The organism is Kribbella sp. NPDC050124 (assembly GCF_044460355.1).
In the GTDB taxonomy this organism is placed as follows: Bacteria; Actinomycetota; Actinomycetes; order Propionibacteriales; family Kribbellaceae; genus Kribbella.
In genome coordinates this window covers 564491-585149 of sequence record NZ_JBITJU010000002.1, presented here as the reverse complement: position 1 = coordinate 585149, position 20659 = coordinate 564491, and the positions used below count along the sequence as shown (strand labels likewise).

22 protein-coding genes are annotated in these 20659 nt (G+C 68.7%); 12 read left to right on the top strand and 10 right to left on the bottom strand.

Translation table 11 applies throughout. The features are described from left to right. Positions 1 to 47 precede the first annotated feature (47 nt). The gene (locus ACIBL3_RS09655) at positions 48 to 1634 is read left to right on the top strand and encodes a beta-N-acetylhexosaminidase (RefSeq protein WP_396352836.1); all 1587 of its coding nucleotides are present in this window, start codon (positions 48 to 50) and stop codon (positions 1632 to 1634) included. Here the strand turns inward: ACIBL3_RS09655 and ACIBL3_RS09650 are convergent. After that, positions 1631 to 1906 (bottom strand): protealysin inhibitor emfourin, encoded by a 276-nt coding sequence (locus ACIBL3_RS09650; RefSeq protein WP_396352835.1) that lies wholly within the window; start codon positions 1904 to 1906, stop codon positions 1631 to 1633. The two genes, ACIBL3_RS09655 and ACIBL3_RS09650, sit on opposite strands and share 4 nt — an antisense overlap. A 435-nt stretch (positions 1907 to 2341) precedes the next feature. Between ACIBL3_RS09650 and ACIBL3_RS09645 the strand changes: the two genes are divergently transcribed. Together ACIBL3_RS09645 and ACIBL3_RS09640 are read left to right on the top strand one after the other, a co-directional pair. Beyond that, positions 2342 to 2545, top strand: a complete 204-nt coding sequence (locus ACIBL3_RS09645; protein ID WP_360533635.1) for a cold-shock protein — start codon at positions 2342 to 2344, stop codon at positions 2543 to 2545. 98 nt (positions 2546 to 2643) lie between these two features. After that, positions 2644 to 3132, top strand: coding sequence for a DUF6328 family protein (locus ACIBL3_RS09640; protein ID WP_396352834.1), 489 nt, complete (start codon positions 2644 to 2646; stop codon positions 3130 to 3132). Here ACIBL3_RS09640 and ACIBL3_RS09635 read toward each other — a convergent pair. Beyond that, complete coding sequence (locus ACIBL3_RS09635; RefSeq protein WP_396352833.1) at positions 3092 to 3967, bottom strand: LLM class flavin-dependent oxidoreductase; 876 nt, start codon at positions 3965 to 3967, stop codon at positions 3092 to 3094. The genes ACIBL3_RS09640 and ACIBL3_RS09635 overlap by 41 nt on opposite strands. Before the next feature lie 131 nt (positions 3968 to 4098). Here ACIBL3_RS09635 and ACIBL3_RS09630 point away from each other — a divergent pair, with 131 nt between their 5' ends. Both ACIBL3_RS09630 and ACIBL3_RS09625 read left to right on the top strand, forming a co-directional pair. After that, on the top strand, positions 4099 to 5871 hold the full coding sequence (locus tag ACIBL3_RS09630) for a BCCT family transporter (protein WP_396352832.1): 1773 nt from the start codon (positions 4099 to 4101) through the stop codon (positions 5869 to 5871). A 127-nt stretch (positions 5872 to 5998) separates the two neighbouring features. Then, positions 5999 to 7033, top strand: coding sequence for a glycosyltransferase (locus tag ACIBL3_RS09625; protein WP_396352831.1), 1035 nt, complete (start codon positions 5999 to 6001; stop codon positions 7031 to 7033). A gap of 47 nt (positions 7034 to 7080) precedes the next feature. Here the strand turns inward: ACIBL3_RS09625 and ACIBL3_RS09620 are convergent, their stop codons facing one another. Next, positions 7081 to 7896 (bottom strand): NAD(P)H-binding protein, encoded by an 816-nt coding sequence (locus ACIBL3_RS09620; protein WP_396352830.1) that lies wholly within the window; start codon positions 7894 to 7896, stop codon positions 7081 to 7083. Positions 7897 to 7983: 87 nt separating this feature from the next. Here ACIBL3_RS09620 and ACIBL3_RS09615 point away from each other — a divergent pair, with 87 nt between their 5' ends. Beyond that, entirely contained in the window at positions 7984 to 8406 is a 423-nt protein-coding gene (locus ACIBL3_RS09615) for a winged helix-turn-helix transcriptional regulator (protein ID WP_396352829.1), read from the top strand. Between the two features lie 391 nt (positions 8407 to 8797). Here ACIBL3_RS09615 and ACIBL3_RS09610 read toward each other — a convergent pair whose 3' ends face one another. Together ACIBL3_RS09610 and ACIBL3_RS09605 are read right to left on the bottom strand one after the other, a co-directional pair. Next, positions 8798 to 9781 (bottom strand): SMP-30/gluconolactonase/LRE family protein, encoded by a 984-nt coding sequence (locus tag ACIBL3_RS09610; RefSeq protein WP_396352828.1) that lies wholly within the window; start codon positions 9779 to 9781, stop codon positions 8798 to 8800. Positions 9782 to 10020: 239 nt separating this feature from the next. Next, on the bottom strand, positions 10021 to 11517 hold the full coding sequence (locus tag ACIBL3_RS09605; RefSeq protein WP_396352827.1) for an AAA family ATPase: 1497 nt from the start codon (positions 11515 to 11517) through the stop codon (positions 10021 to 10023). Here ACIBL3_RS09605 and ACIBL3_RS09600 point away from each other — a divergent pair. Together ACIBL3_RS09600 and def are read left to right on the top strand one after the other, a co-directional pair. Beyond that, complete coding sequence (locus ACIBL3_RS09600) at positions 11516 to 12331, top strand: LLM class F420-dependent oxidoreductase (RefSeq protein ID WP_396352826.1); 816 nt, start codon at positions 11516 to 11518, stop codon at positions 12329 to 12331. The two genes, ACIBL3_RS09605 and ACIBL3_RS09600, sit on opposite strands and share 2 nt — an antisense overlap. A 66-nt stretch (positions 12332 to 12397) precedes the next feature. Beyond that, entirely contained in the window at positions 12398 to 13003 is a 606-nt protein-coding gene (gene def, locus ACIBL3_RS09595; protein WP_396352825.1) for a peptide deformylase, read from the top strand. A gap of 1 nt (position 13004) precedes the next feature. On the opposite strand, the gene ACIBL3_RS09590 is transcribed toward def, so the two are convergent. The 5 genes from ACIBL3_RS09590 to cobT are packed head-to-tail and all read right to left on the bottom strand — an operon-like array spanning position 13005 to position 17168. Beyond that, entirely contained in the window at positions 13005 to 13556 is a 552-nt protein-coding gene (locus ACIBL3_RS09590; RefSeq protein ID WP_396352824.1) for a hypothetical protein, read from the bottom strand. Between the two features lie 12 nt (positions 13557 to 13568). Then, the gene (locus ACIBL3_RS09585) at positions 13569 to 14105 is read right to left on the bottom strand and encodes a GNAT family N-acetyltransferase (protein WP_396352823.1); all 537 of its coding nucleotides are present in this window, start codon (positions 14103 to 14105) and stop codon (positions 13569 to 13571) included. 8 nt (positions 14106 to 14113) lie between these two features. Beyond that, positions 14114 to 14923 carry a TrmH family RNA methyltransferase gene (locus ACIBL3_RS09580; RefSeq protein ID WP_396352822.1) on the bottom strand — a complete coding sequence of 270 codons (810 nt, stop codon included), beginning with the start codon at positions 14921 to 14923 and terminating at the stop codon, positions 14114 to 14116. Beyond that, complete coding sequence (gene cobA / locus ACIBL3_RS09575; RefSeq protein WP_396352821.1) at positions 14920 to 16131, bottom strand: uroporphyrinogen-III C-methyltransferase; 1212 nt, start codon at positions 16129 to 16131, stop codon at positions 14920 to 14922. Before cobA ends, ACIBL3_RS09580 begins: the two co-directional genes overlap by 4 nt. Beyond that, entirely contained in the window at positions 16128 to 17168 is a 1041-nt protein-coding gene (gene cobT / locus ACIBL3_RS09570) for a nicotinate-nucleotide--dimethylbenzimidazole phosphoribosyltransferase (protein ID WP_396352820.1), read from the bottom strand. The genes cobA and cobT overlap by 4 nt, the downstream gene beginning before the upstream one ends. Positions 17169 to 17295: 127 nt before the next feature. On the opposite strand from cobT, the gene ACIBL3_RS09565 reads away from it, so the two are divergent. The 4 genes from ACIBL3_RS09565 (at position 17296) to ACIBL3_RS09550 (ending at position 20624) form a co-directional block, all read left to right on the top strand. Beyond that, positions 17296 to 17826 carry a YbhB/YbcL family Raf kinase inhibitor-like protein gene (locus ACIBL3_RS09565; RefSeq protein WP_396352819.1) on the top strand — a complete coding sequence of 177 codons (531 nt, stop codon included), beginning with the start codon at positions 17296 to 17298 and terminating at the stop codon, positions 17824 to 17826. Between the two features lie 124 nt (positions 17827 to 17950). Further along, on the top strand, positions 17951 to 18967 hold the full coding sequence (locus ACIBL3_RS09560) for an ATP-binding cassette domain-containing protein (protein ID WP_396352818.1): 1017 nt from the start codon (positions 17951 to 17953) through the stop codon (positions 18965 to 18967). After that, positions 18964 to 19776: an ABC transporter permease gene (locus ACIBL3_RS09555; RefSeq protein ID WP_396352817.1), complete on the top strand. Its 813-nt coding sequence runs from the start codon at positions 18964 to 18966 to the stop codon at positions 19774 to 19776. Before ACIBL3_RS09560 ends, ACIBL3_RS09555 begins: the two co-directional genes overlap by 4 nt. Beyond that, positions 19773 to 20624 carry an ABC transporter permease gene (locus ACIBL3_RS09550; protein ID WP_396352816.1) on the top strand — a complete coding sequence of 284 codons (852 nt, stop codon included), beginning with the start codon at positions 19773 to 19775 and terminating at the stop codon, positions 20622 to 20624. The genes ACIBL3_RS09555 and ACIBL3_RS09550 overlap by 4 nt, the downstream gene beginning before the upstream one ends. The last annotated feature ends 35 nt before the right edge of the window (positions 20625 to 20659 follow it).

Below are 20659 nucleotides of genomic sequence, written 5' to 3'. Positions count from 1 at the left end.
CTTGCAAGATCTTGACCCGGAGAGTAAGCAAGCGAACACTTCCGGTCATGAAGCGACTAGCCCGCCCCCGTCGTCCACTCATAGCCCTCCTCACCGTCGCCCTGCTGGCCACTCCCCTGGTTGCCAGTAGTCCCGCGGCCGCCAGTGCGCCACCAGCACCTGCCCTCATCCCCAAGCCGGTGTCGCAGCAGGCACTGCACGGCCAGATGTTCACGCTGCGGTCCTGGAGCACGGTCGGCGTGATCACCAGCTCCAAGGAGCGCCTGGCCGCCCACCGAGTGGCCGACCAGCTCACTACGCAACTGCGCCGGTCCACTGGCTACCCGCTGCCCGTCCAGCCGGGCGCCGGCGCGATCACCCTGTCCACCAACGGCTCGAGCTCGCTTGGTGCTGAGGGCTACCAACTCCGCGCTGACCGCTCGGGCGTAGCAGTCACCGCGGCCACGCCCGAGGGTCTGTTCCGCGGCGTCACGACTCTGCGCCAGCTACTGCCCGCCAAGGCTGACGCCGGTACGCGGCAGAACGGCCCGTGGGAGATCGCGGGCACCACGATCTCCGACTCGCCGCGGTACTCGTACCGCGGGGCGATGCTCGACGTGTCCCGGCACTTCTTCTCCGTGGCCGAGGTCAAGCGCTACCTCGACCTCGCCTCGCTGTACAAGCTGAACAAGTTCCACCTGCACCTGTCCGACGACCAGGGCTGGCGCATCCAGGTCGACTCCTGGCCGCGGCTCACGACGTACGGCGGCAGCCTCGAGGTCGGCGGCACACCCGGCGGCCACTACACCAAGGCCGACTTCGCCGAGATCGTCCGGTACGCCGCCGAGCGGTACCTGACCGTGATCCCGGAGATCGACACTCCCGGCCACACCAACGCGGCGCTGGCGTCGTACGCGGATCTGAACTGCGACGGGGTGGCGCCGCCGCTCTACACGGGCACCGCCGTCGGGTTCAGCTCGCTGTGCGTCGGCAAGGACATCACGTACACGTTCCTGGACGACGTGTTCCGGGAGGTGTCGCGGCAGGCGCCCGGCGACGTGCTGCACCTCGGTGGGGACGAGGCGCACTCGACTCCGCACTCGGACTACCTCACGTTCGTGCCGAAGGCGTCCGCACTGGTCGCGAAGCACGGCAAACGGGTGATGGGTTGGCAGGAGATCGCTGAGACCCCGCTGCCCGCCGGCAGTATCGCTCAGTACTGGGGTACCGACGACGCGCGGTCGCAGGGGCTCGCACGCCAAGCCGCGGCTCAGGGGGCCAAGGTGGTGCTGTCTCCGGCCAACCGTGCGTACCTGGACATGAAGTACCACAAGGACACCCCGTACGGGCTGTCGTGGGCCGGTCTGGTCAGTGTGGAGAAGTCGTACAGCTGGAACCCGTCGACGCTCATCCCGGACCTGCCGGCGGATGCCATCGCCGGTGTCGAGGCGCCGCTGTGGTCGGAGACGCTCGACGAGGTGGACAAGGTCGAGTTCATGGCCTTCCCGCGGCTGCCGGGGATCGCCGAGCTCGGCTGGTCACCGGCGTCCGCGCTCGACTGGCCGACGTACAAGGACCGGCTGGCCGGCCAGGGGTCGCGGTGGGACGCGCTGAGCGTGAACTTCTACCGCGCGCCGGAGATCGCCTGGCGCTAGGGCTCCAGGACGCGGTCGAGCAGCCAGGCGGTGGTCTGGTCGAGGTCCTGCTCGGCGACGGTGAGGTGCGTGGCGGGCGAGCCCGGCGCGTCACGCACCTCGACCCGGTACACGAACCGGTCCGGCTGGGGCATGCCGGAACCGAGCCTGGCCTGGTCCAGCGCGCGGACGGCGGCCTCCAGCCGGGCCGCGTCCGGCTGGAACGTGGTGTCGAGCTCACCGTGTGCCATCAGGCCGGCGAACCCTCCGCTGCGGGTCACTGTGACGATCAACCGTGCCTCCTCCGGGCTCACCCTGGCGGTCCGCGCAACGATTGTCCAGAGCCGCGCGACACGCCCGAATTATCGATCAGGTTCGCGCGTCGATCACCCGGCGTACCGAGCAGAGTCCCACGTTGGAACGGTCCGGCGGCCGGTCGCGGCGGCGAACGAGCAGGTCGGCGCGGGATTTCGTGGTCCCGGCGGGCCGTTTCGGGCCTGTTTCGAGGTGTTCACGGAACGTGGCGGGCGGCGACTATTAGCGACACGTGTTCTCGGTCACCCCTACCACCCGGCCGGATAACGGCTACAGTTATCGCGTTGCAGTTTTGGACTCCCTGACTTTTGCTGTGCTGCATGGCCGGTCTGTCGTCTGGGGCCTTTCGGCGACGCGTGGCCCATGAGGTGTGGGTCGCGGATTGTTACAAGCCATCGAGGAGATAGACACAAATGGCTGTCGGTACTGTCAAGTGGTTCAACGCTGACAAGGGCTTCGGCTTCATCACCCCGGATGACGGTGGCGCGGACGTGTTCGCGCACTACTCGGCCATCCAGATGTCGGGCTTCCGTTCGCTGGACGAGAACCAGCGGGTCGAGTTCGAGATCACCCAGGGCCAGAAGGGCCTGCAGGCGGAGAACATCCGCCCGATCTGATCCGTTCAGATCACCCTTCGAGAAACTGAAGTGAAGGGGCCGCACACCGACCGGTGTGCGGCCCCTTTACCGTTTCGTGCAGGGGTACCGGCACGGACATGACCGACAGTGAGGCTCGGTACGACCGCGACGGTGAGCACCGGACCGAGCGGCTCGACCGGCACTGGAACGAACTGCTGCAGGAACTGCGGCTGGCGCAGACCGGCACCCAGATCCTGTTCGCCTTCCTGCTGAGCATCGCCTTCCAGGCCAAGTTCCAGGATGCGGACACCTTCACCCACGACGTGTACGCCGGGACCCTGATCGCCTCCGCGCTGGCCGTCGGCCTGTTCCTGGCGCCGGTGTCGTTCCACCGCGTCGTCTACCAGCAGAAGCTGCGCGACCGGATGCTGCCGATCGCCGGGCACATGGCGTCCGCCGGTCTCGTCTTCCTCGTCGTCGCGATGGCCGGCGGCGTGCTGCTCGCGTTGGACGTCGTCCTCTCCCGCGGCGTCGCGATCGTCATCACCGCGATCGTCCTCGTCTGGTTCACCCTCTTCTGGTACGTCATCCCCGCCTGGGTCCGCGCGAACGCCAACGGGGAATGACCTCCCCCACCACTTTCTCGAGTACGTCGACGGAGCCGGCGTAGACGCCCTCGGCGCGGGGCCAGTGGCTGATGACGTCGGTGAAGCCGAGGTCGGCGGCGCGGCCGACCACGTCCTCGAAGGCGTCGACACTGCTGAGCGAGAAGCGGGCCGAGTCGAGGGCGAGGTAGCGGTCGAAGGGCTGACCTTCCAGTACGTCGTCCAGGCGGTGGCTCAGGTCGACGACTGACGCGAACCACGTGTCGAAGTCCGGCGACTTCACGCCGGTCGTCACCCAGCCGGCGCCGTACCTGGTTGCCAGTCGCAGTGACCGCGGACCGTTCGCCGCCATGATGAACGGCACCCGCGGCTGCTGCACGCACCCGGGCAATGTCCGGCCGTTGCGCGTCTCGAAGTACTCGCCCTTGAAGTCGACGCCGTCGGTCGTCAGCAGCTTGTCCAGCAGTACGACGAACTCCTCGAAGCGGTCCACCTTCTGCCGCGGACTCAGGTCGGCGCCACCCTGGATCGTGGTGTCGATCCCGCCGCCCGAACCGACCCCGCACAGGAACCGGCCGTTCGAGACGTCGTCCAGCGCCAGGATGTCGCGGGTCAGCGCGAGCGGGTGCCGGAAGTTCGGCGAGGTCACGAACGTGCCCAGCTTGATCGTCGACGTGACCAGGGCCGCCGCGGTCAGCGTCGGCGTCGTCCCGTACCACGGTGCGTCCTGCAGGCCGCTCCAGGTCAGGTGGTCGTAGGTCCACGCGTGGTCGAACCCGAACTCTTCGGCCCGCCGCCACCGCGGCGCCGCCTCGCTCCACCGGTACTCCGGCAGGATCGTGATCCCGAATCGCATGTAGGGAACCCTAAACCTGGTGTGTCCGAAACCACGATTGTTGCGTTTTGCCACGAACTTCGACACGGTCTTGAGGCAGTCCCCCTACCAACAAGAAACGGAGGCGCGCCGAAGCGAGGCGTGATTCACCCGTGGCGATCGATGTCGACAGCCCGACCGAGAACACGAACCCCGATCATGCACAACACCCCGCGATCGCAGCACCCCCACCGCCCGGCAGCCGAAGTCGCGGCTCCGGCCTCGACCGCGTCGTCTTCGGCGTCACCGCGGTCATCGCCCTGGCCTTCGTCGCCTGGGGCTTCGCCGACGCATCCGGCCTCGGTACGGCGTCCACCTCGGCGCTGACCTGGGTCGAGACCAACACCGGCTGGCTGTTCGTCCTGCTGGCTTCCGCCTTCGTCGTCTACGTGCTGTGGCTGGCGGCCGGCCGGTACGGCAGGATCCCGCTCGGGCGCGACGACGAGGAGCCCGAGTTCAAGACCGTGTCCTGGGTGGCGATGATGTTCAGCGCCGGCATGGGCATCGGCCTGATGTTCTACGGCGTCAGCGAACCGCTCACCCACTTCACCAGCCCGCCGCCGGGCACTGTCGAAGCCGGGTCGTCCGCCGCGCTCGAGACGGCGATGGCGACCACGCTGTTCCACTGGACCCTGCACCCGTGGGCGATCTACGCCGTCGTCGGAATGGCCATTGCCTACGGCACCTTCCGGCGCGGGCGCTCGCAGCTGATCAGCTCTGCGTTCGCGCCGCTGCTCGGCCGCCGGACCGAGGGACCGATCGGCAAGGTGATCGACGGTCTCGCGATCTTCGCGACGCTGTTCGGCTCGGCCGCCTCGCTCGGCCTGGGCGCGCTCCAGATCGGCTCCGGCGTGCACATCCTGGGCTGGCTGGACAAGACCGGTAACGCGTTGCTGGTCGGCGTCATCGCCGTACTGACCGCGGCGTTCGTCGCGTCCGCGGTGTCCGGTGTCGCGAAGGGCATCCAGTGGCTGTCCAACATCAACATGGTGCTGGCCGTCGTGCTGGCCTTCTTCGTGTTCGTCGCCGGCCCGACCGTGCTGATCCTCAACCTGGTCCCGACCGCGATCGGCGACTACTTCCGCGACCTGGCCGAGATGGCGGCGCGGACCGAGGCCAGCGGCGGCGACGCGATGTCCGAGTGGCTGTCCGGCTGGACCGTCTTCTACTGGGCCTGGTGGATCTCCTGGACGCCGTTCGTCGGCATGTTCATCGCCCGGATCAGCCGCGGGCGCACCATCCGGCAGTTCGTCACCGGCGTGCTGCTGGTGCCGTCGCTGGTCAGCCTGGTCTGGTTCTGCATCTTCGGCGGTACGGCGATCAACCTGCAGCGCAATGGGGTCGACGTGGCCGGTCAGTCCACCACCGAGGGCCAGCTGTTCGGGGTGCTCGACCACATTCCGCTGACCGCGGTGACGACGATCGTGGTCGTGCTGCTGGTGGCGATCTTCTTCGTCTCCGGCGCGGACGCGGCGTCCATCGTGATGGGCACGCTGTCCGAACGCGGCGCGATCGAACCCCGGAAACCGGTCGTCATCTTCTGGGGTGTCCTTACCGGCGCCGTGGCCGCCGTGATGCTGCTGGTCGGTGGTGGCGGGTCCGAGGCACTCCAAGGCCTGCAGAACCTGACCATCGTGGCGGCGTTGCCGTTCGCGCTGGTGATGGTCGGGCTCGCGGTCTCGCTGGCGAAGGACCTGCGTACGGATCCGCTGATGCTGCGGCACGCGATCGGCTCGGAGGCGGTCGAAGCGGCAGTCATCGAGGGCGTCAGCAACCACGGTGACGACTTCACCCTGGTTGTCTCGGGCAACGGCCACGACACCTCCGGCACCGAGGTCCCGGAGTCCCCACAGCCGCCGGGAGAGGTACCCCCGCCAAAGCCCTGACCTGTGGGCACCGCGCGCCGGCCAGCATCGTCTTCCGACGGCCTGGCCGGCGCTCGTACGTTGGAAGGGCCGATTGCCCCTGGCAAACGTTAGGCTTCCCGGCCATGCGTACCTTGGTGACCGCCACGTGAGCAGCCGCGTCATCTACGCAGTCAAGGAACCGGAGGCACCCGGCGGCGGTGTCCGAGTCATCGCCCATCACGTCGAACTCCTGCTCGAGGCCGGCATCGACGCGGCCATCTGGTGCCGGACTCCGGACTACCGCATCCCGTGGTTCGCGAACTCCCTGCCGATGCTGTCCGGCGACCACCTCGAGCTCAGCGCGGACGACGTACTCGTGGTGCCCGAGCTCTACCTGCTCCCGGGAGTCGACCCGGCGCCCGGTGCCCGGAAGGTCATCTTCAACCAGAACCATTTCCTCACGTTCTGGTCGTGGCGCGACACCGAGAACTACCCGGGCTGGGATCCGGCGCCGCACGTCTGGGCGGTCTCCCGGGAGAGCATGGACGTCCTGGCCCGGGTCCACCCGTACCTCCCGCTCAGCCACATCCCCAATCCCGTCGACGGCGAACTCTTCCGCCCCGGCGATCGCGCCGTACTGCGGATCGCCTGGATGCCACGGCGTCGCCCACTCGAGTCGACGATCATCGAGCGCATCCTGCGCAACGACCCGCGAGCGCAGGATGTCGACCTCCTCCCCCTCTCAGGGCTCACCGAGGAGCAGGTCGCGGAAGCCCTCGGCGAGACGTCGGTGTTCATCGCGCTCGGCATCTCCGAAGGTTTCGGCCTGCCCGTCGCCGAGGCGTTGTCGGCCGGCTGCCTCGTCGTCGGTTACCCGGCCGGCGGCGGCGTGGAACTCTTCGAAGCGCCCGGTACCTGGGAGATCCCCGACGCCCGCCCGCACCTACTCGCCGATCGTGCGCTGGCCCTCGTCGACGTATCGGCACACGACCCGCTCCGGCTCGCCGCGAGAGACTGGGTCACCAGCCGCTACAACGCCAAGCTCACTCAGGAGGCGTTGGTCGCAGCAGTCGCTGCGGCCCGCAGGCAACCCGGCCGCGCCGGCGCCGCAACGCATCCGGTCGCCTGGCCGGACAGCCCGCACGGGCAATCCGCCGAACGCAGTCACCCTTGGACACCCCCAGCCCAGGCCGCTCCCTAGCCGTGCGGCCTTCGATGACAGTCACGCGTTGCGGCGGACCATCTGTGTCAGCCGGCGTCGGGGCGCATCGCGGCCGCGGTGTCGGTGGCGACGGTGAGCGGGTCGGTGAGCGGTCGGCCGAGTAGCTGGGTGAGGTCGGGGCTGGTGGTGCTGAGGAACCCGTGGCGGACGCTGGTCGCGATCGAGGCGAGCATCGGTGGCTGAAACGGCAACAGCGTCTCGTCAGCGAGGAGTTGGGCCCGGTACTCCCCGAGCCCGACGGCCCGGTGTGCGACTCCGAGGGATTCGGCGATGCCGACGGCGGTGATCGGTTCGCCGACCAGGTCATAGGTCTTGCCGGTGTGCGCGGTCGGATTGCCGGCCACGATGGCTGCGGCCGCGGCCAGGTCCGCCCGCGCCACAGCGGCGAGCGCTCCGTCGCCGAACGCCGATTCCACGCCATCAGCGGTCCAGGTCAGGAGCGCCCCGAAGAGTTCGGCGTAGAGCCCGTTGCGCAGGATCGTCCACCCAAGTCCACTGGCTTTGATCAGCTGCTCGGTGGCCCGATGGGCGAGCGCGAAGCCGAGGTGGTCACCGTCGCCGGTCAGGCTGGTGTAGACCACGTGGCTCACGCCATCGCGCACCGCTGCGTCCAGAGCTGCCTGGTGACGGGTGATGACCTGGTCGTCCTCGGCATACCCCGCCGAGACGAGGACCAGCGTAGAAACGCTGGTGAGGTCGAGGCTCACGGGGTCGTCGAAATCAAGTCGCCGCTGCCCTGTTGCGGGCGATCGAGTGCCGCCCAGGGCGGGCACGTGGCGCTCAGCCAACTCCTGGAGCGTGAGAGAGGCAAGCTGTCCGTTCGCGCCGGTCACCATGATCATTGTGGTTCTGTCTCCTACCGTGGTTCTCTTCAGTAACTACGGAGAGATCTTCAACCGGCCCAGGTCGGCCCACAAGGAGGCAGTTTCGTGTCAGTGACGCACACCGAGGTAACCGCTGAACCCGCTCAACTCGAACCCTGCGGACAGCAGGACCACCCCGACTGCGGGATCCGCGACGTCCTCGATCGGGTCGGTGACAAGTGGTCGGTCCTCGTCATCGTCGAGCTCGCCAACGGCCCGCGGCGCTTCCGGCAACTTCAGCGCGCCATCGACGGGATCTCCCAGCGCATGCTGACCCTGACGGTGCGCCGGCTGGAGCGAGACGGTCTGGTCCTTCGGACCGTGTATCCGACCGTGCCGGCCCAGGTCGACTACCGGCTCACCGAGACGGGCACGAGCCTGACCCACCTCGTCAAGGCACTGGCCGACTGGTCACTCGCACACCGGGCCCACATCGCCCGCGCCCGCGAGTCCTACGACAGCGACCACCCCGACAACGAGATCCGCTGATCAGCGAAACCTCCTGACCCGCAACACCTAGCGCGGCAAGCAACGTTGAGGTCGTAACACCCAGCCGCGCCGCCGCCTTCGCAGGTCCCGGCTCCTGCGGTGATCTCGGCCCTCTGGTGGGTCAACCAACCAGAGTGCGGGTTTGCCCACCGGACTCTGGTTGGGCAACCACCCCTCCGGTGGGCTGACCCACTCCAGGGTGGTTGACAGGCGGGGGCGGGAAGAGACCTGAGGGTCGCCACCCGGCGCTGGTCCTAGGCGGGTTTTGCAGCCAACCCTGGCGGGTTTTGGTGCGCATGTGACGAAAATCCTCCGACATCGGGCGCCGTACTTCGCAGGACGGACCCGATGGAGGCGCCTCGGTTCCGCGGCGATATTGCTTGACGAGGCACTAGCCGCGGGCGGGGGTTGGGAAGGTGGCGAGGGTGTTGGTGCCGATGCTGCCCAGCCAGACGTGGCCGTCGCGTTCGCGGACTCCGGTGGGCATGTGGAAGTTCGGGTGGTGGCCGCGGAGATCGTGCACCAGCGTGCCGGTATCGTCGTACGCCTGGATCTCGATGATGTCGGCCGCCTTCGGCTTCAGCGCCTCGGGAAGGTTCCAGACCAGCGTCCGCAGCACCGGCAGCTTCGGCAGCAGGAAGTCCAGCAGCGCGTTCCGCGGTGAGCCGATCGTCACCCAGATCAGCCCGTCGGACCCGCGCGCGATGTTGTCCGGCAGTCCCGGGATCTCCGCGACCAGCACCGGCGCGGCACCGTCGGTGGTGAGGTCGAGCTTGTAGAGCCCGTACGCCGCTGTCTCGGCCCAGAACAGCGTACGACGGTCACCACTCAGCGCCACGCCGTTCGGGAAGGCCCGGCCCGTGGCCAGTAGCGTCAGCTCGCCGTCCGGAGTCAGGCGGTACACGCTCCCGGTCGTCGAGTGCTCGAGCAGGTCCGCCATCCACTCGTCGACGCCGAACCGCGTCGAGGAGTCGGTGAAGTAGATCGTCCCGTCGGGGGTGATGTCCGCGTTGTTGCAGAACCGCATCGGCCGGCCGTCGACCTCGGACAGCAGCGTCGCGATCCGGCCGTCGTTGTCGAGGGTCAGCAGTCCACGGTTCGCGTCACAGATCAGCACCTTCCCGTCCGGCAGCCACTCCAGCCCGAGCGGCCGACCGCCGGTGTCGGCGAGGGTCGTGATCGTCTTCCCGTCCGCGCTGACGCGCAGGATCCGGCCGTCGTACAGCCCGGTGAGCACACTGCCGTCGTCGTCGATCAGCGTGTCCTCCGGCCCGTCCCCCGGCAACGCGACCGTCTGCACCTCGATCCCGGTCGGCTCCCGCTTCGGCGGCGCGGCAGGCGGTGTCCATCGCACAGGCGAAATCGACGACTTCATGAGCCGACCCTAGCGCTCCCGCACGGTGCAGCGGAGAGAAACCGTAAACGCCTCGCGGCACAGTCATGCGGTCAGGTTGGTTCACACCAGGAGGTTTGGGATGTTCAGGGTTACGCAGGTTGTCGAGGCACCGGCGGTGGAGGTGGCTCGGGCGTTTACCGAGCCGGAGGCGTTCGCGGCGTGGTGCGTCGCGGAAGGGTTCAGAATGCCGCCGATGACCGCATCCAATTGGACTTCGGTCAGCCGGGGTAGATGCCGGGGGTGGCTGTGGGAGGTGGGGTGTAGGACGGAGTGTCGCCGTTGGTGGCACCGAGGAGGCGGCGGGTCAAGGCGTCGCGGGAGGACAGGAGCTCGGCGGTTGCTGCGCGGAGGTGGTCGGCGGCGGGGGGCGTGCCGGATTCGGCTGCCAGCAGGACGGTCCGGCGTACCAGCTCCTTCATGAAGGAGGCGGTGGTGCCTTCGGTCTGGTTGACGACCTCGTCGATGACGGCTGGGCGGAGGTCCAGGCCCGGGCCGTACAGGTTCAGGAGGCGGGCGCGGCCGTCGGCGTCCGGCAGCGGTACCTCTACGGCCAGGTCGACGCGGCCGGGGCGTTGCATGAGCGCGGGCTCCAGGAGATCGGCGCGGTTGGTGGTGAGGAGGAAGGCGACGTCGGCGTCCTCCGCCAGGCCGTCCATCTCGTTGAGGACCTGGAAGAGCAGCGGGTTCTCCATCCCGTGCGAGTAGTCGCGGGCCTCGGCCACCAGATCGCAGTCCTCCAGGACCACGAGCGCCGGCTGCAGCAACCGCGCCAGGGCACACGCCTGCGAGATGAAGCCGATGCTCGTCCCCGCCAGCAGTACGACGGTGAACGCCGGCAACCGCGAGAGCAGGTAGCGGACGGTGTGCGTCTTCCCGGTCCCCGGCGGACCGTAGAGCAGCACACCACGCCGCAGGTGCTGACCAGCATCGAGCAGCGTCTGCCGGTGGTCGGCGATCCCGATCACCTCGCGCTCGACCCGCTCCAGTACCCCAGCAGGCAGTACGACGTCCTCCCGCGTGATGCCCGGCCGCGGATGCAGCCGGAACGGCCCGACCCCCTGCCCGAACTCGTGGCCCTCGAACGAGACCACCTTCCCGCGGAAGATGTTGTGCTCCCGGATCAGCTCCGGCAGCGCATCGAGGAAGCTGTCCGCCTTCCCGGTCGCCAGCACCTCCAGATCGACCCGCATCCGTCCGTACTGCGGATTCGCCGACCGCAGCAGCGCGACGTACCGGTCCGCGCCCTGCACGCCGAGGTAGAACCCGAACGCGACGCAGTCCATCTCCTCGTCCACGTCGATCGGCAGCCGCTCGTAGTCGACCGCGCCGATGCCGAACCGGTCGTACTGCGCGAGCTCGAGCACCTCACCGAGCGAATGGTGACCGCGGTTCGACCCGGCCAGCCCGATCACCTCGAACGAGTCGAACCACGCCTCGATCGCGAGCTGCACGTTCGGCAGGTCGTACGACGGGAAACTCGACGCGACCACCGGCCACTGCTCGGGATCGGCGCCGAGATGCGCCCGCAACCGGTCCAGCAGGCTCTCCCGGTCGCCCCCGCGGCGATGCTGCTGCATCCGCTCCAAGAACCCGGTGAACAGCCGCGCGAACTCGTCGATCTGGTCGCCGTTCGGCATCCCGCCGTACCCCCGCCTCGTTCGGATACCGGCCTGATCCGGAGGGTCCTCCGCAAAGCCGGATAGGATCTCCACCATGACAGATTCCGAGTCCACCGACCGTCCGTACGCCGCCTTCCCGGTCCGGATCGGCCTGCAGGTCCAGCCCCAGCACGCCCAGTACGCCGACATCCGGCGGACCGTCGCCGCGGCCGAGGAGATCGGCGTCGACGTGGCCTTCAACTGGGACCACTTCTACCCGCTGTCCGGTGAGCCGGAGGGCCTGCACTTCGAGTGCTGGACCATGCTGGCCGCCTGGGCCGAGGCGACCGAGCGGATCGAGTTCGGCGCGCTGGTCACCTGCAACTCCTACCGCAACCCCGACCTGCTCGCCGACATGGCCCGCACGGTCGACCACATCAGCGACGGCCGGCTGATCTTCGGCATCGGCTCGGGCTGGTTCGAGAAGGACTACGCCGAGTACGGCTACGAGTTCGGTACGGCGGGCGGCCGGCTGGACGCGCTCGGCGAGGCGCTGCCGCGGATCGAGAAGCGGTGGGCCAAGCTCAACCCGAAGCCGACCCGGGACATCCCGGTGCTGATCGGCGGCGGCGGCGAGAAGAAGACCCTGAAGCTGGTCGCGCAGCACGCGAACATCTGGCACGGGTTCGGCGACGCCGAGACGATCGCGCACAAGCACGCCGTCCTGGACGAGCACTGCAAGACGATCGGCCGCGACCCGGGCGAGATCGAGCGCTCGGCCGGGGTCGGCAACAAATCCCCTGAGGACCTCGGCAAGTCCTTGCTCGACGTCGGCACCCGGCTGTTCACGGTCTCGTCGTCCGGCCCGGACTACGACCTGGGTCTGCTCCGCGAGTGGGTCGCCTGGCGCGACGAGGTCAACGCCAAGTAGCAGTAGCTGCCGGGTGGCGCGAGCCACCCGGCCGTCGTGGTCGCCGGGGTGGATAGGATTTCGGGCATGTCTACGTTGCCTGAGAACGGTTCGGTGCGGCCCATCACCCGGTGGGGTGAGGACGTCATGCACCGGGTCAACCAGCCCGTGACCGACTTCGGGGACGAGTTCCAGACGCTGATCGCCGACATGGTCGCCACGATGAACGCGGCCGAGGGTGTCGGGCTGGCGGCGAACCAGGTCGGCGTGGACCTGCAGGTGTTCGTGTTCGACTGCCCGGACGAGGACGGCATCCGGGTCCAGGGCGTCGTGTGCAACCCGGTCATCGAGCTGCCCGAGGGCAAGGACCGTCGCCTGGACGAGGGCGACGAGGGCTGCCTGTCGCTGCCCGGCGCCTTCACCAAGTGCGCCCGCCCCGACTTCGCCCGGGTCACCGGCGTGGACCAGCACGGCGAGCCGGTGTCGTTTGAGGGCACCGGCCTGCTGGCGCGCTGCCTGCAGCACGAGACCGACCACACCCAGGGCACCGTCTTCGGCGACCGCCTCTCCCGCAAGTACCGCAAGCGCCTCTTCGGCGAAGCCGAGGAGCTGGCTCCCGACTACCCCGCCGACTGGCCCGTCTCCCCGATGATCGACCACGAGACCCACCATGAGGGCACCCCGGCGACCTGAGCTACCAGCGGGCCTTGTCCAGGTCCGTGAGGATCGCCTCGACCGACTCCTCTGGAGTCAGGCTGGTTGTGTCCAGCCAGAGGCCTCGGCGTGGGGTGTTGTCGACGTACGGCTGGAAGGCTCGGACGGCGTCGATCAGAGCGCCTGAGTCTTGCCAGTCGCGGTAGGCGTTGGTGCCGCCGCGGGCGATTTCACGTTCGACGACGGACTCGACTGATGGGGTCAGCATCACGGGGTACGGATCGACGTCGTGCAACCGGGCGAACCACCGCTCGACGTCGGCTTCGAGGATGACGTCGCTGCAGACGAAGTCGAACCCTGCGTCGGCGTAATGCTGAGCGATCAGCGCCGAGGCGTCGTACCGAAGTCTTAGCTGACGTAGCGCCTCGGGGGACGGATCCGGCGTCATGATGTCGGCGCCGGCGACGACGCCCCGGTAGAACACGTCGCCGTCCAGTGTGGCGGCGGGCGGTCCGAGCCGAGCGGCCAGCAGCGGCGCGATGGTCGACTTGCCCGCGGCCTGCATCCCGGTGACGAGCACTACCTTCGGCATGCCCCCATCAGATCACCCGCGTCCATCCGTTTTCGCGCCCCAGGCTGAGGCCGTGATCGAGTAGATGGTGGCGTCGAACCGGTCGCCGTCCTCTTCCAGCTGTGCCTCGTGGTCGAAGCTCATGCCGAGTCGGCGCATCACGCCGATGCTGCGCACGTTCGGCGTGTCCGTGACCGAGATGACGCGCCGGAGCCCCATCGTCGTGAACCCGTACTCCAGCCAGGACGCCGCCGCCTCGGTCGCGTACCCGTGTCCCCAGTACGAGCGGGCGAGCCGCCAGCCGATCTCGAAGTCCTCCGGGTACCACGGCGTGAACTGCAGCCCGCAGGCGCCGACGAACGCTCCGTCGGTACGGCGCTCGATCGCCAGGAACCCGGTGCCGTCCGAGGCGTAGCGCTTGTTGACGCCCGACGCGATCCGGTCAGACTCATCCCGGCTCAACGGCTTCCCGAGGTACTGCATCACCTGCGGATCCGTGTTCAGGGCGGCCCACGGGTCCAGGTCCTCGTCGCGGAACGGGCGCAGTACCAGGCGTTCCGTCGTACGCATGACTCCCCCTAACGTCGCGTCGCGTAGAAGGCGACTGCGGCCGAGGATGCCACGTTCAGGGAGTCAACACCCCCAGCCATCGGGATGCGCACGGTCAGGTCTGCCCTTTCGAGCACGTGCGGCTTGAGGCCGTGCCCTTCGGTGCCGAAGATCAGCGCCAGCCGCTCGTCGCCACGGGCGACCAGGTCGTCGAGGCTGATCGAGTCGTCGGTGAGCGCGAACGCCGCCGCGACGAACCCGCGGTCGCGCAGGGTGTCCAGGTCGCCGGGCCAGGACGTGAGCCGGGTCCAGGGCACCTGGAAGACCGTGCCCATCGAGACCTTGATCGACCGCCGGTACAGCGGGTCCGCGCAGGTCGGGGTGACCAGGACGAGCTCGACCCCCATCGCCGCGGCCGCCCGGAAGCCGGCGCCGACGTTCGTGTGATCGACGATGTCGTCGAAGATCGCGATCCGGCGTACGTCGCTCGTGAGCAGGTCGGGCAACGGGACGGCCGGTTGCCGCCGGTACGACGCCAGCGCGCCGCGGTGCACGTGGAAGCCGGTGACCTGCTCGGCCAGCTCCTCCGAGACGACGTACACGGGGGTGTCGGGCCACTTGGCGAGGACGTCCTGCAGGGAGTCGAGCCAGCGCGGTGCGAGCAGGAACGAGCGCGGTTCGAAGCCGGCGTCCGCGGCCCGGCGGATCACTTTGTCGCCCTCGGCAATGAACAGCCCGTGCTCCTCCTCGAGCAGGCGGCGCAGATTCACCTCCCGCAACTGCACGTAGTCCGCCAACCGCCGGTCAGCCGGATCCTCCAGCGGGACCAGTGGACTCATGCGCGGCCTTGGGCGGCGACCTCGACTACGTTGCCGATGACAACGATTGCGGGTGCGCCGACGCCGGCTTCCTTCATCGTCTCGGCGATCCCGGCCAGGTCGGACGTCACCATCCGCTGGCCCGGAAGGGTGCCGTCGGCAATGGCCGCGGCCGGCGTGTCCGCCGGGCGACCGGCGGCGATCAGCCGCTCCGTGATCGCGGGCAGGTTCTCGACCGCCATCAGCAGCACCAGCGTGCCGGACAGCTGCGCCAGCGCGTCCCAGTTGATCAGCGAGTCCGGATGCGAGGGCGGGATGTGCCCCGACACCACGGTGAACTCGTGCGTCACTCCGCGGTGGGTGACCGGAATCCCCGACACTGCCGGCACCGAGATCGAGCTGGTGATCCCCGGCACGACCGTCCACGGTACGCCGGCCTCCGCGCACGCCAGCGCCTCCTCGAAGCCGCGGCCGAACACGTACGGGTCGCCGCCCTTCAGCCGTACGACGACCTTCCCCTGCCGACCGCGGTCGACCAGGATCCGGTTGATCTCCTCCTGCTGAGCCGCACGCCCCCGGGGCAGCTTGGCCGCGTCGAACAGCTCCACGTCCGGATGCAGCTCGTCCAGCAACTGCTGCGGCGCCAACCGGTCGGCCACTACGACATCAGCCTCGGCGAGCAACCTGCGCCCGCGAACCGTGATCAGATCCGGGTCGCCCGGTCCCCCGCCGACCAGGTACACGCCCGGGCGCTTGTCGACCTCGCGCGCGGCCAGCGCACCGGTGCGCAACTCCTCGAGAATCGCGTCCCGGACCGCGGCCGATCGCCGGTGGTCACCGCCGCCGAGCACGCCGATCGTCACGTTGTCGTGCTGCCCGGAGGCGGGCGTCCACGCGGTGGCGCGGGACCGGTCGTCGGACCGCACGCAGAAGATTCGCCGCTCCTCGGCCTCGGCCGACACCCGGTCGTTGACATCCGGGTCGTCTGTCGCGACAACGACGTACCAGGCCCCTTCGAGATCGCCGTCCTCGTAGCCGCGCTCGACCCAGGTGAGCGACGGGTTGGCGAGGAGGCCCTCGATGGTCGGGGTGATCGCCGGGGAGATCAGGTCGATCTGCGCGCCGGACTCGATCAGACGCGGCAGCCGCCGCTGGGCGACACCACCGCCACCGACCACGACCACGCGGCGTCCCTCGAGAACCAGGCCGGACAGGTACTGACTCGTCACGAGCTGATCCCCGCGGACTCGAAGGTGGCCATCTCCCCCAGCGCGCGGACGGCGCAGGTGAGGATCGGGTAGGCGAGCACTGCGCCCGTCCCCTCGCCCAGCCGCAGGTCGAGGTCGACGAGCGGCTGCAGGCCGAGCGTCTTCAGCGCTACTGCGTGTCCCGGCTCGGCCGAGCGGTGTCCGGCGACGCAGTAGTCGATCACGGCCGGGTGGATCGACTGCGCGACCAGGGCCGCGGCGCCCGCGATCACCCCGTCCAGGATTACCGGCACCTTGTTGGCCGCCGCGCCAAGGATGTACCCGGCCAGGGCCGCGTGTTCGAGGCCGCCGTACGCCTCGAGGGCCTTGAGCGGCTCCGTCGCCGGTACGTCGTGCCGCGCGAGAGCTCCCGTGATCACTTTGGTCTTATGGGCGAGCGTGGCGTCGTCGATCCCGGTGCCGCGGCCGGTGACCACGTCGGCGGTCGAACCGGTGAAGGTCGCGATCAGGGCGGCCGAGGCCGTCGTGTTCGCGATGCCCATGTCGCCGGTGAGCAGGCAGCGGTAGCCGTCCTTGACCAGGGTGTCCGCGAGGTCGAAGCCGACCGCGATCGCCGCCTTCACCTCGTCTTCGGTCAGGGCAGGCTCGACGGACAGATCGCGCGTGCCGGGGCGGACCTTGGCGTGCACGATGTCCAACTCGTCCACGTCCGCCGCCACGCCGACGTCCACGACGCGGACGTCGACCCGGTTGTTCGCCGCGAACGCGTTCACCGCCGCACCGCCGGCGGCGAAGTTCGCCAGCATCGCGGCGGTCACTTCCTGCGGCCAAGGGGACACGCCCTGTGCGTGAACGCCGTGGTCGGCCGCGAAGACGGTCACCACCGCCGGCGCCGGCACGGCGGGCGGGCAACTGCCGGTCATCCCGGCCACGCGGACCGACAACTCCTCCAGCACGCCGAGGGAACCGGCAGGTTTCGTCAACGCGAGCTGGCGCTCGGCCGCAGCCCGCATCGCCTCCGCGTCCGCCGGGCCGATCCGGGCCAGGTACTCCTCCACCGCACGTCCTCCACTCGTCGCCTGGTCCGATCTTCGCATCTCCACGCGGGTGCCCCTGGACGTATCCGTGTGATGTGGACAGTAATGTCGGAATCACCACACGTCGCGAGACCCCGGAGGCTCCCAGATGTCGCTCGACCGACCCGTCGCACCGGACCCGTACGAACTCCTCCCGAAGGCCGGCACCTTCACCGTGACCAGCACCGACGTCGCCGACGGCGAGCCCCTGTCCGACGACCACGCCTTCGCCGGCGGCAATACCTCGCCGCAGCTGAGCTGGTCCGGGTTCCCCGAGGAGACCAAGGCCTTCGTCGTCACCTGCTTCGACCCCGACGCGCCGGTCGTCTCCGGCTTCTGGCACTGGGTCCTGGTCAACCTCCCCGCGACCGTCACCTCCCTCGACACCGGCGCCGGCACCACCGAACGCCTCGACAACGGCGCCTTCCACGTCCGCAACGACTTCGGCACCAAGAACTACGGCGGCGCCGCCCCACCCGCCGGCGACCAGGTCCACCGCTACTACTTCGCCGTCCACGCCATCGACGTAGAAGCCCTGGACGTCGACGCCGACGCAACCCCCGCCGTCGTCAGCTTCAACCTCGCCTTCCACACCCTCGCCCGAGCCCTCATCACCCCGACGTACCAGGTAGCCGAGTAGCCGTCTCCGTGGAGGGTTTTGCGGCGGACCGTGGAGGGTTTTGCTCTCTATGTGCCGGAAACCCTCCAACGTCGGGCCGTAATGGAGTGGACAGCGGTTTCCTGGCGCGTTTAGCGTCTTGGTGGTGGTTTCTGATGAGTTGCCGGTGATCGCTGCCCGCGATCTCACGAAGACGTACACGTTTCACCAGCAGGGGGCGGGGCTGGGTGGGGCTCTCAAGAGTCTGGTACGGCGGAAGTACGAGACTCGGCTCGCGGTCGATGCGGTGTCGTTCAGTGTCGGGCGGGGTGAGGTTGTCGGGCTGCTCGGGCCCAACGGGGCGGGGAAGACGACGACGCTGAAGATGTTGTCGGGGTTGCTGTACACGACGTCCGGTGAGTTGCAGGTGCTCGGGTGTACGCCGTCGGACCGCAAATACGACTACCTGCGGCGGATCGCGCTCGTCATGGGGCAGAAGACGATGCTGTGGTGGGACGTGCCGGCCATGGAGAGTCTGCTGCTGCACAAGGACATGTACGGGCTGCCGAAGGCCGAGTTCGAGCAGAACGTTGCCGAGCTCGCCGAGTTGCTCGAGGTGCAGGACCTGCTGAACGTGCAGGTCCGCAAGACGTCCCTCGGTGAACGGATGAAGCTCGAATTGCTGGCTGCGCTCGTGCACGGGCCGGAGATCCTGTTCCTGGACGAGCCGACGATCGGGCTCGACGTGGTCGCCAAGGCGCGGGTCCGCACGTTCCTGGAGGACCTGAACCGGGTCCGCGGTACGACGATCCTCGTCACCAGCCACGACATGGACGACATCGAGGCGCTCTGCTCGCGGGTGATGATCATCGACCACGGGCGCCTGCAGTACGACGGTGGCCTCGACGATCTCGTCCGTACGGCGCGACCCCGCAAGCTCGTCCAGGCGACGTACGCGACCGAGGTCGACACCGGCCCGCTGACGACGCTGGACGGCGTCACCGCGGTCGAAAGCTCCGGCCTGCGGGTCAAGCTCGAGGTGGATCGCGAGCGCGCCGGGCAGGTCATGGAGCAGCTCACGCGGATCGGCCCGCTCGTCGACCTCGACGTCGCGGACGCCGACATCGAGGAGATCATGCGCGACCTGTTCCTGCGCCGCAGCACGCTGGCGGACCCTTCGTGAGCGCGCTGGTCCGCAATCTGCGGGTGCTGCGCCGGATGACCGCGGCCGAGATCGCGCAGCAGTCCGTCTACCGGGGCGCCTGGATCATCTTCATGGCGGCCAACATCTGTGTGCCGATCATCTCGTTGCTGATCTGGCGTACGGCGATCGCCACCGGGGCTCAGCTCCCGGTCGACGAAAGCTACCTCACGACGTACTTCGTGCTGCTCAGCTTCGTGACGATGGCGACCTCGTCGTGGATGACCGGCTTCCTCGCCGACGACATCCGGCTCGGCAAGCTGTCCAGCTGGATGGTGCGGCCGGCGTCGTTGCTGATCGGGTTCGTCGCGAACAACCTGTCGGAGAAGTTCCTGAAGGTGATCGCGCTGGTCCCGATGATCGGCGTGCTGTGGTGGATCTTCCGCGACTCGATGAGCATCCCGGCCGGCCCGGGCCGCTGGGCGTTGTTCGCGGTCAGCCTGGTGCTCGGGGCGATCCTGGTGTTCACGATCGACATCCTGATCGCGTCGCTCGCGTTCTGGATGGACGACGTGACCGCGCTCGCGCAGGCCCGGCTCATCATCGCGGGCGTGCTGTCGGGCGCCGTCGTACCGCTGGCGCTGATGCCGGAGTGGTCGCGTGGGTTCGTCGACCACCAGCCGTTCCGGTTCACGGTCTCGTTCCCGGTGGAGATCGTCGCGGGGTCGCTGTCCGGGACGGATCTCCTGGTGGGCTTGGCGATTCAGTTCGGGTACGTCGTCGTGTTCGGCGTACTCGCCCGACTCGTCTGGTCGGTCGGAATCCGCGCGTACTCGGCGGTCGGCGCATGAGCGACCTGCGTACGCACGCCGACGAACGGCGACCGCTGGACCGCAACTGGCTGCAGGTCCAGCGGCGGCACCTCCGGATGTGGCGACGGTTCTTCGCCCAGGCGATCGTCCGGGAGACGCACTACCGGGCGCATTTCCTGACCACGTTGCTGGTCGGGCTGGTCCAGCTCGGGCTCGGCACTGTGCCGATCCTGTTGCTGTTCGGGTACACCGACGATGTGCGCGGCTGGTCGCGGGCCGAGGTGATCGCGCTGGTCGGGATGTATCAGATCGCGACCGGTCTGCTGGCCACCTTCGTCGCCCCGAACCTGAACCGGATGACGTCGTACATCACCGAGGGCGAACTCGACGGAGTGCTGTTGCGGCCGGTGTCGAGCCAGTTCTACCTCACGCTGCGGTGGATCAACGTCGCGGAGCTGAGCAATGTTGCCAGCGGCATCGTGGTGCTGGTGGTCGGCCTGGTGCAGGCCGACGCCGGGCCGAGCGCGGTGGAGATCCTGCAGGCCCTGGTGCTCGCGGCGGCCGGATTGGTGCTGCTCGTCTGCGTGTGGAGTGCGATGTCGTTCCTCGCGTTCTGGCTTCAGTCGGTGAGAGCGATCGGATTCATCTTCGTCAACCTGGTCGAGGCCGGTCGCTATCCGCTCGTGTTCTTTCCGACAGCGGTGCGCGCGTTCCTCACGTTCGCGTTCCCGGTGGCGTTCGCCACGACGTTCCCGGTGCAGGCGCTGGCCGGCGGGATCGGGTGGGGGCCGGTGGCGGGCGGAGTCGGGCTGGCTCTCGTGGCCGTCGTACTGGTGCGTCTGTTCTGGCGGCACGGGATTCGTTCGTACGCGAGCGCGTCCAGCTAGCCTCACAGTCCGGCCGGCTGCTTCGTCGTACCCGT

What these genes read in the sequence shown, in the direction of transcription:
- ACIBL3_RS09610 (WP_396352828.1), bottom strand. Translation starts at nt 9,781, where the DNA reads ATGAAGTCGTCGATTTCGCCTGTGCGATGGACACCGCCTGCCGCGCCG.
- ACIBL3_RS09620 (WP_396352830.1), bottom strand. Translation starts at nt 7,896, where the DNA reads ATGATCATGGTGACCGGCGCGAACGGACAGCTTGCCTCTCTCACGCTC.
- ACIBL3_RS09580 (WP_396352822.1), bottom strand. Translation starts at nt 14,923, where the DNA reads ATGAGTCCACTGGTCCCGCTGGAGGATCCGGCTGACCGGCGGTTGGCG.
- ACIBL3_RS09550 (WP_396352816.1), top strand. Translation starts at nt 19,773, where the DNA reads ATGAGCGACCTGCGTACGCACGCCGACGAACGGCGACCGCTGGACCGC.
- ACIBL3_RS09605 (WP_396352827.1), bottom strand. Translation starts at nt 11,517, where the DNA reads ATGGTGGAGATCCTATCCGGCTTTGCGGAGGACCCTCCGGATCAGGCC.
- ACIBL3_RS09600 (WP_396352826.1), top strand. Translation starts at nt 11,516, where the DNA reads ATGACAGATTCCGAGTCCACCGACCGTCCGTACGCCGCCTTCCCGGTC.
- ACIBL3_RS09635 (WP_396352833.1), bottom strand. Translation starts at nt 3,967, where the DNA reads ATGCGATTCGGGATCACGATCCTGCCGGAGTACCGGTGGAGCGAGGCG.
- ACIBL3_RS09655 (WP_396352836.1), top strand. Translation starts at nt 48, where the DNA reads ATGAAGCGACTAGCCCGCCCCCGTCGTCCACTCATAGCCCTCCTCACC.
- ACIBL3_RS09640 (WP_396352834.1), top strand. Translation starts at nt 2,644, where the DNA reads ATGACCGACAGTGAGGCTCGGTACGACCGCGACGGTGAGCACCGGACC.
- ACIBL3_RS09565 (WP_396352819.1), top strand. Translation starts at nt 17,296, where the DNA reads ATGTCGCTCGACCGACCCGTCGCACCGGACCCGTACGAACTCCTCCCG.
- def (WP_396352825.1), top strand. Translation starts at nt 12,398, where the DNA reads ATGTCTACGTTGCCTGAGAACGGTTCGGTGCGGCCCATCACCCGGTGG.
- ACIBL3_RS09590 (WP_396352824.1), bottom strand. Translation starts at nt 13,556, where the DNA reads ATGCCGAAGGTAGTGCTCGTCACCGGGATGCAGGCCGCGGGCAAGTCG.
- ACIBL3_RS09645 (WP_360533635.1), top strand. Translation starts at nt 2,342, where the DNA reads ATGGCTGTCGGTACTGTCAAGTGGTTCAACGCTGACAAGGGCTTCGGC.
- ACIBL3_RS09585 (WP_396352823.1), bottom strand. Translation starts at nt 14,105, where the DNA reads ATGCGTACGACGGAACGCCTGGTACTGCGCCCGTTCCGCGACGAGGAC.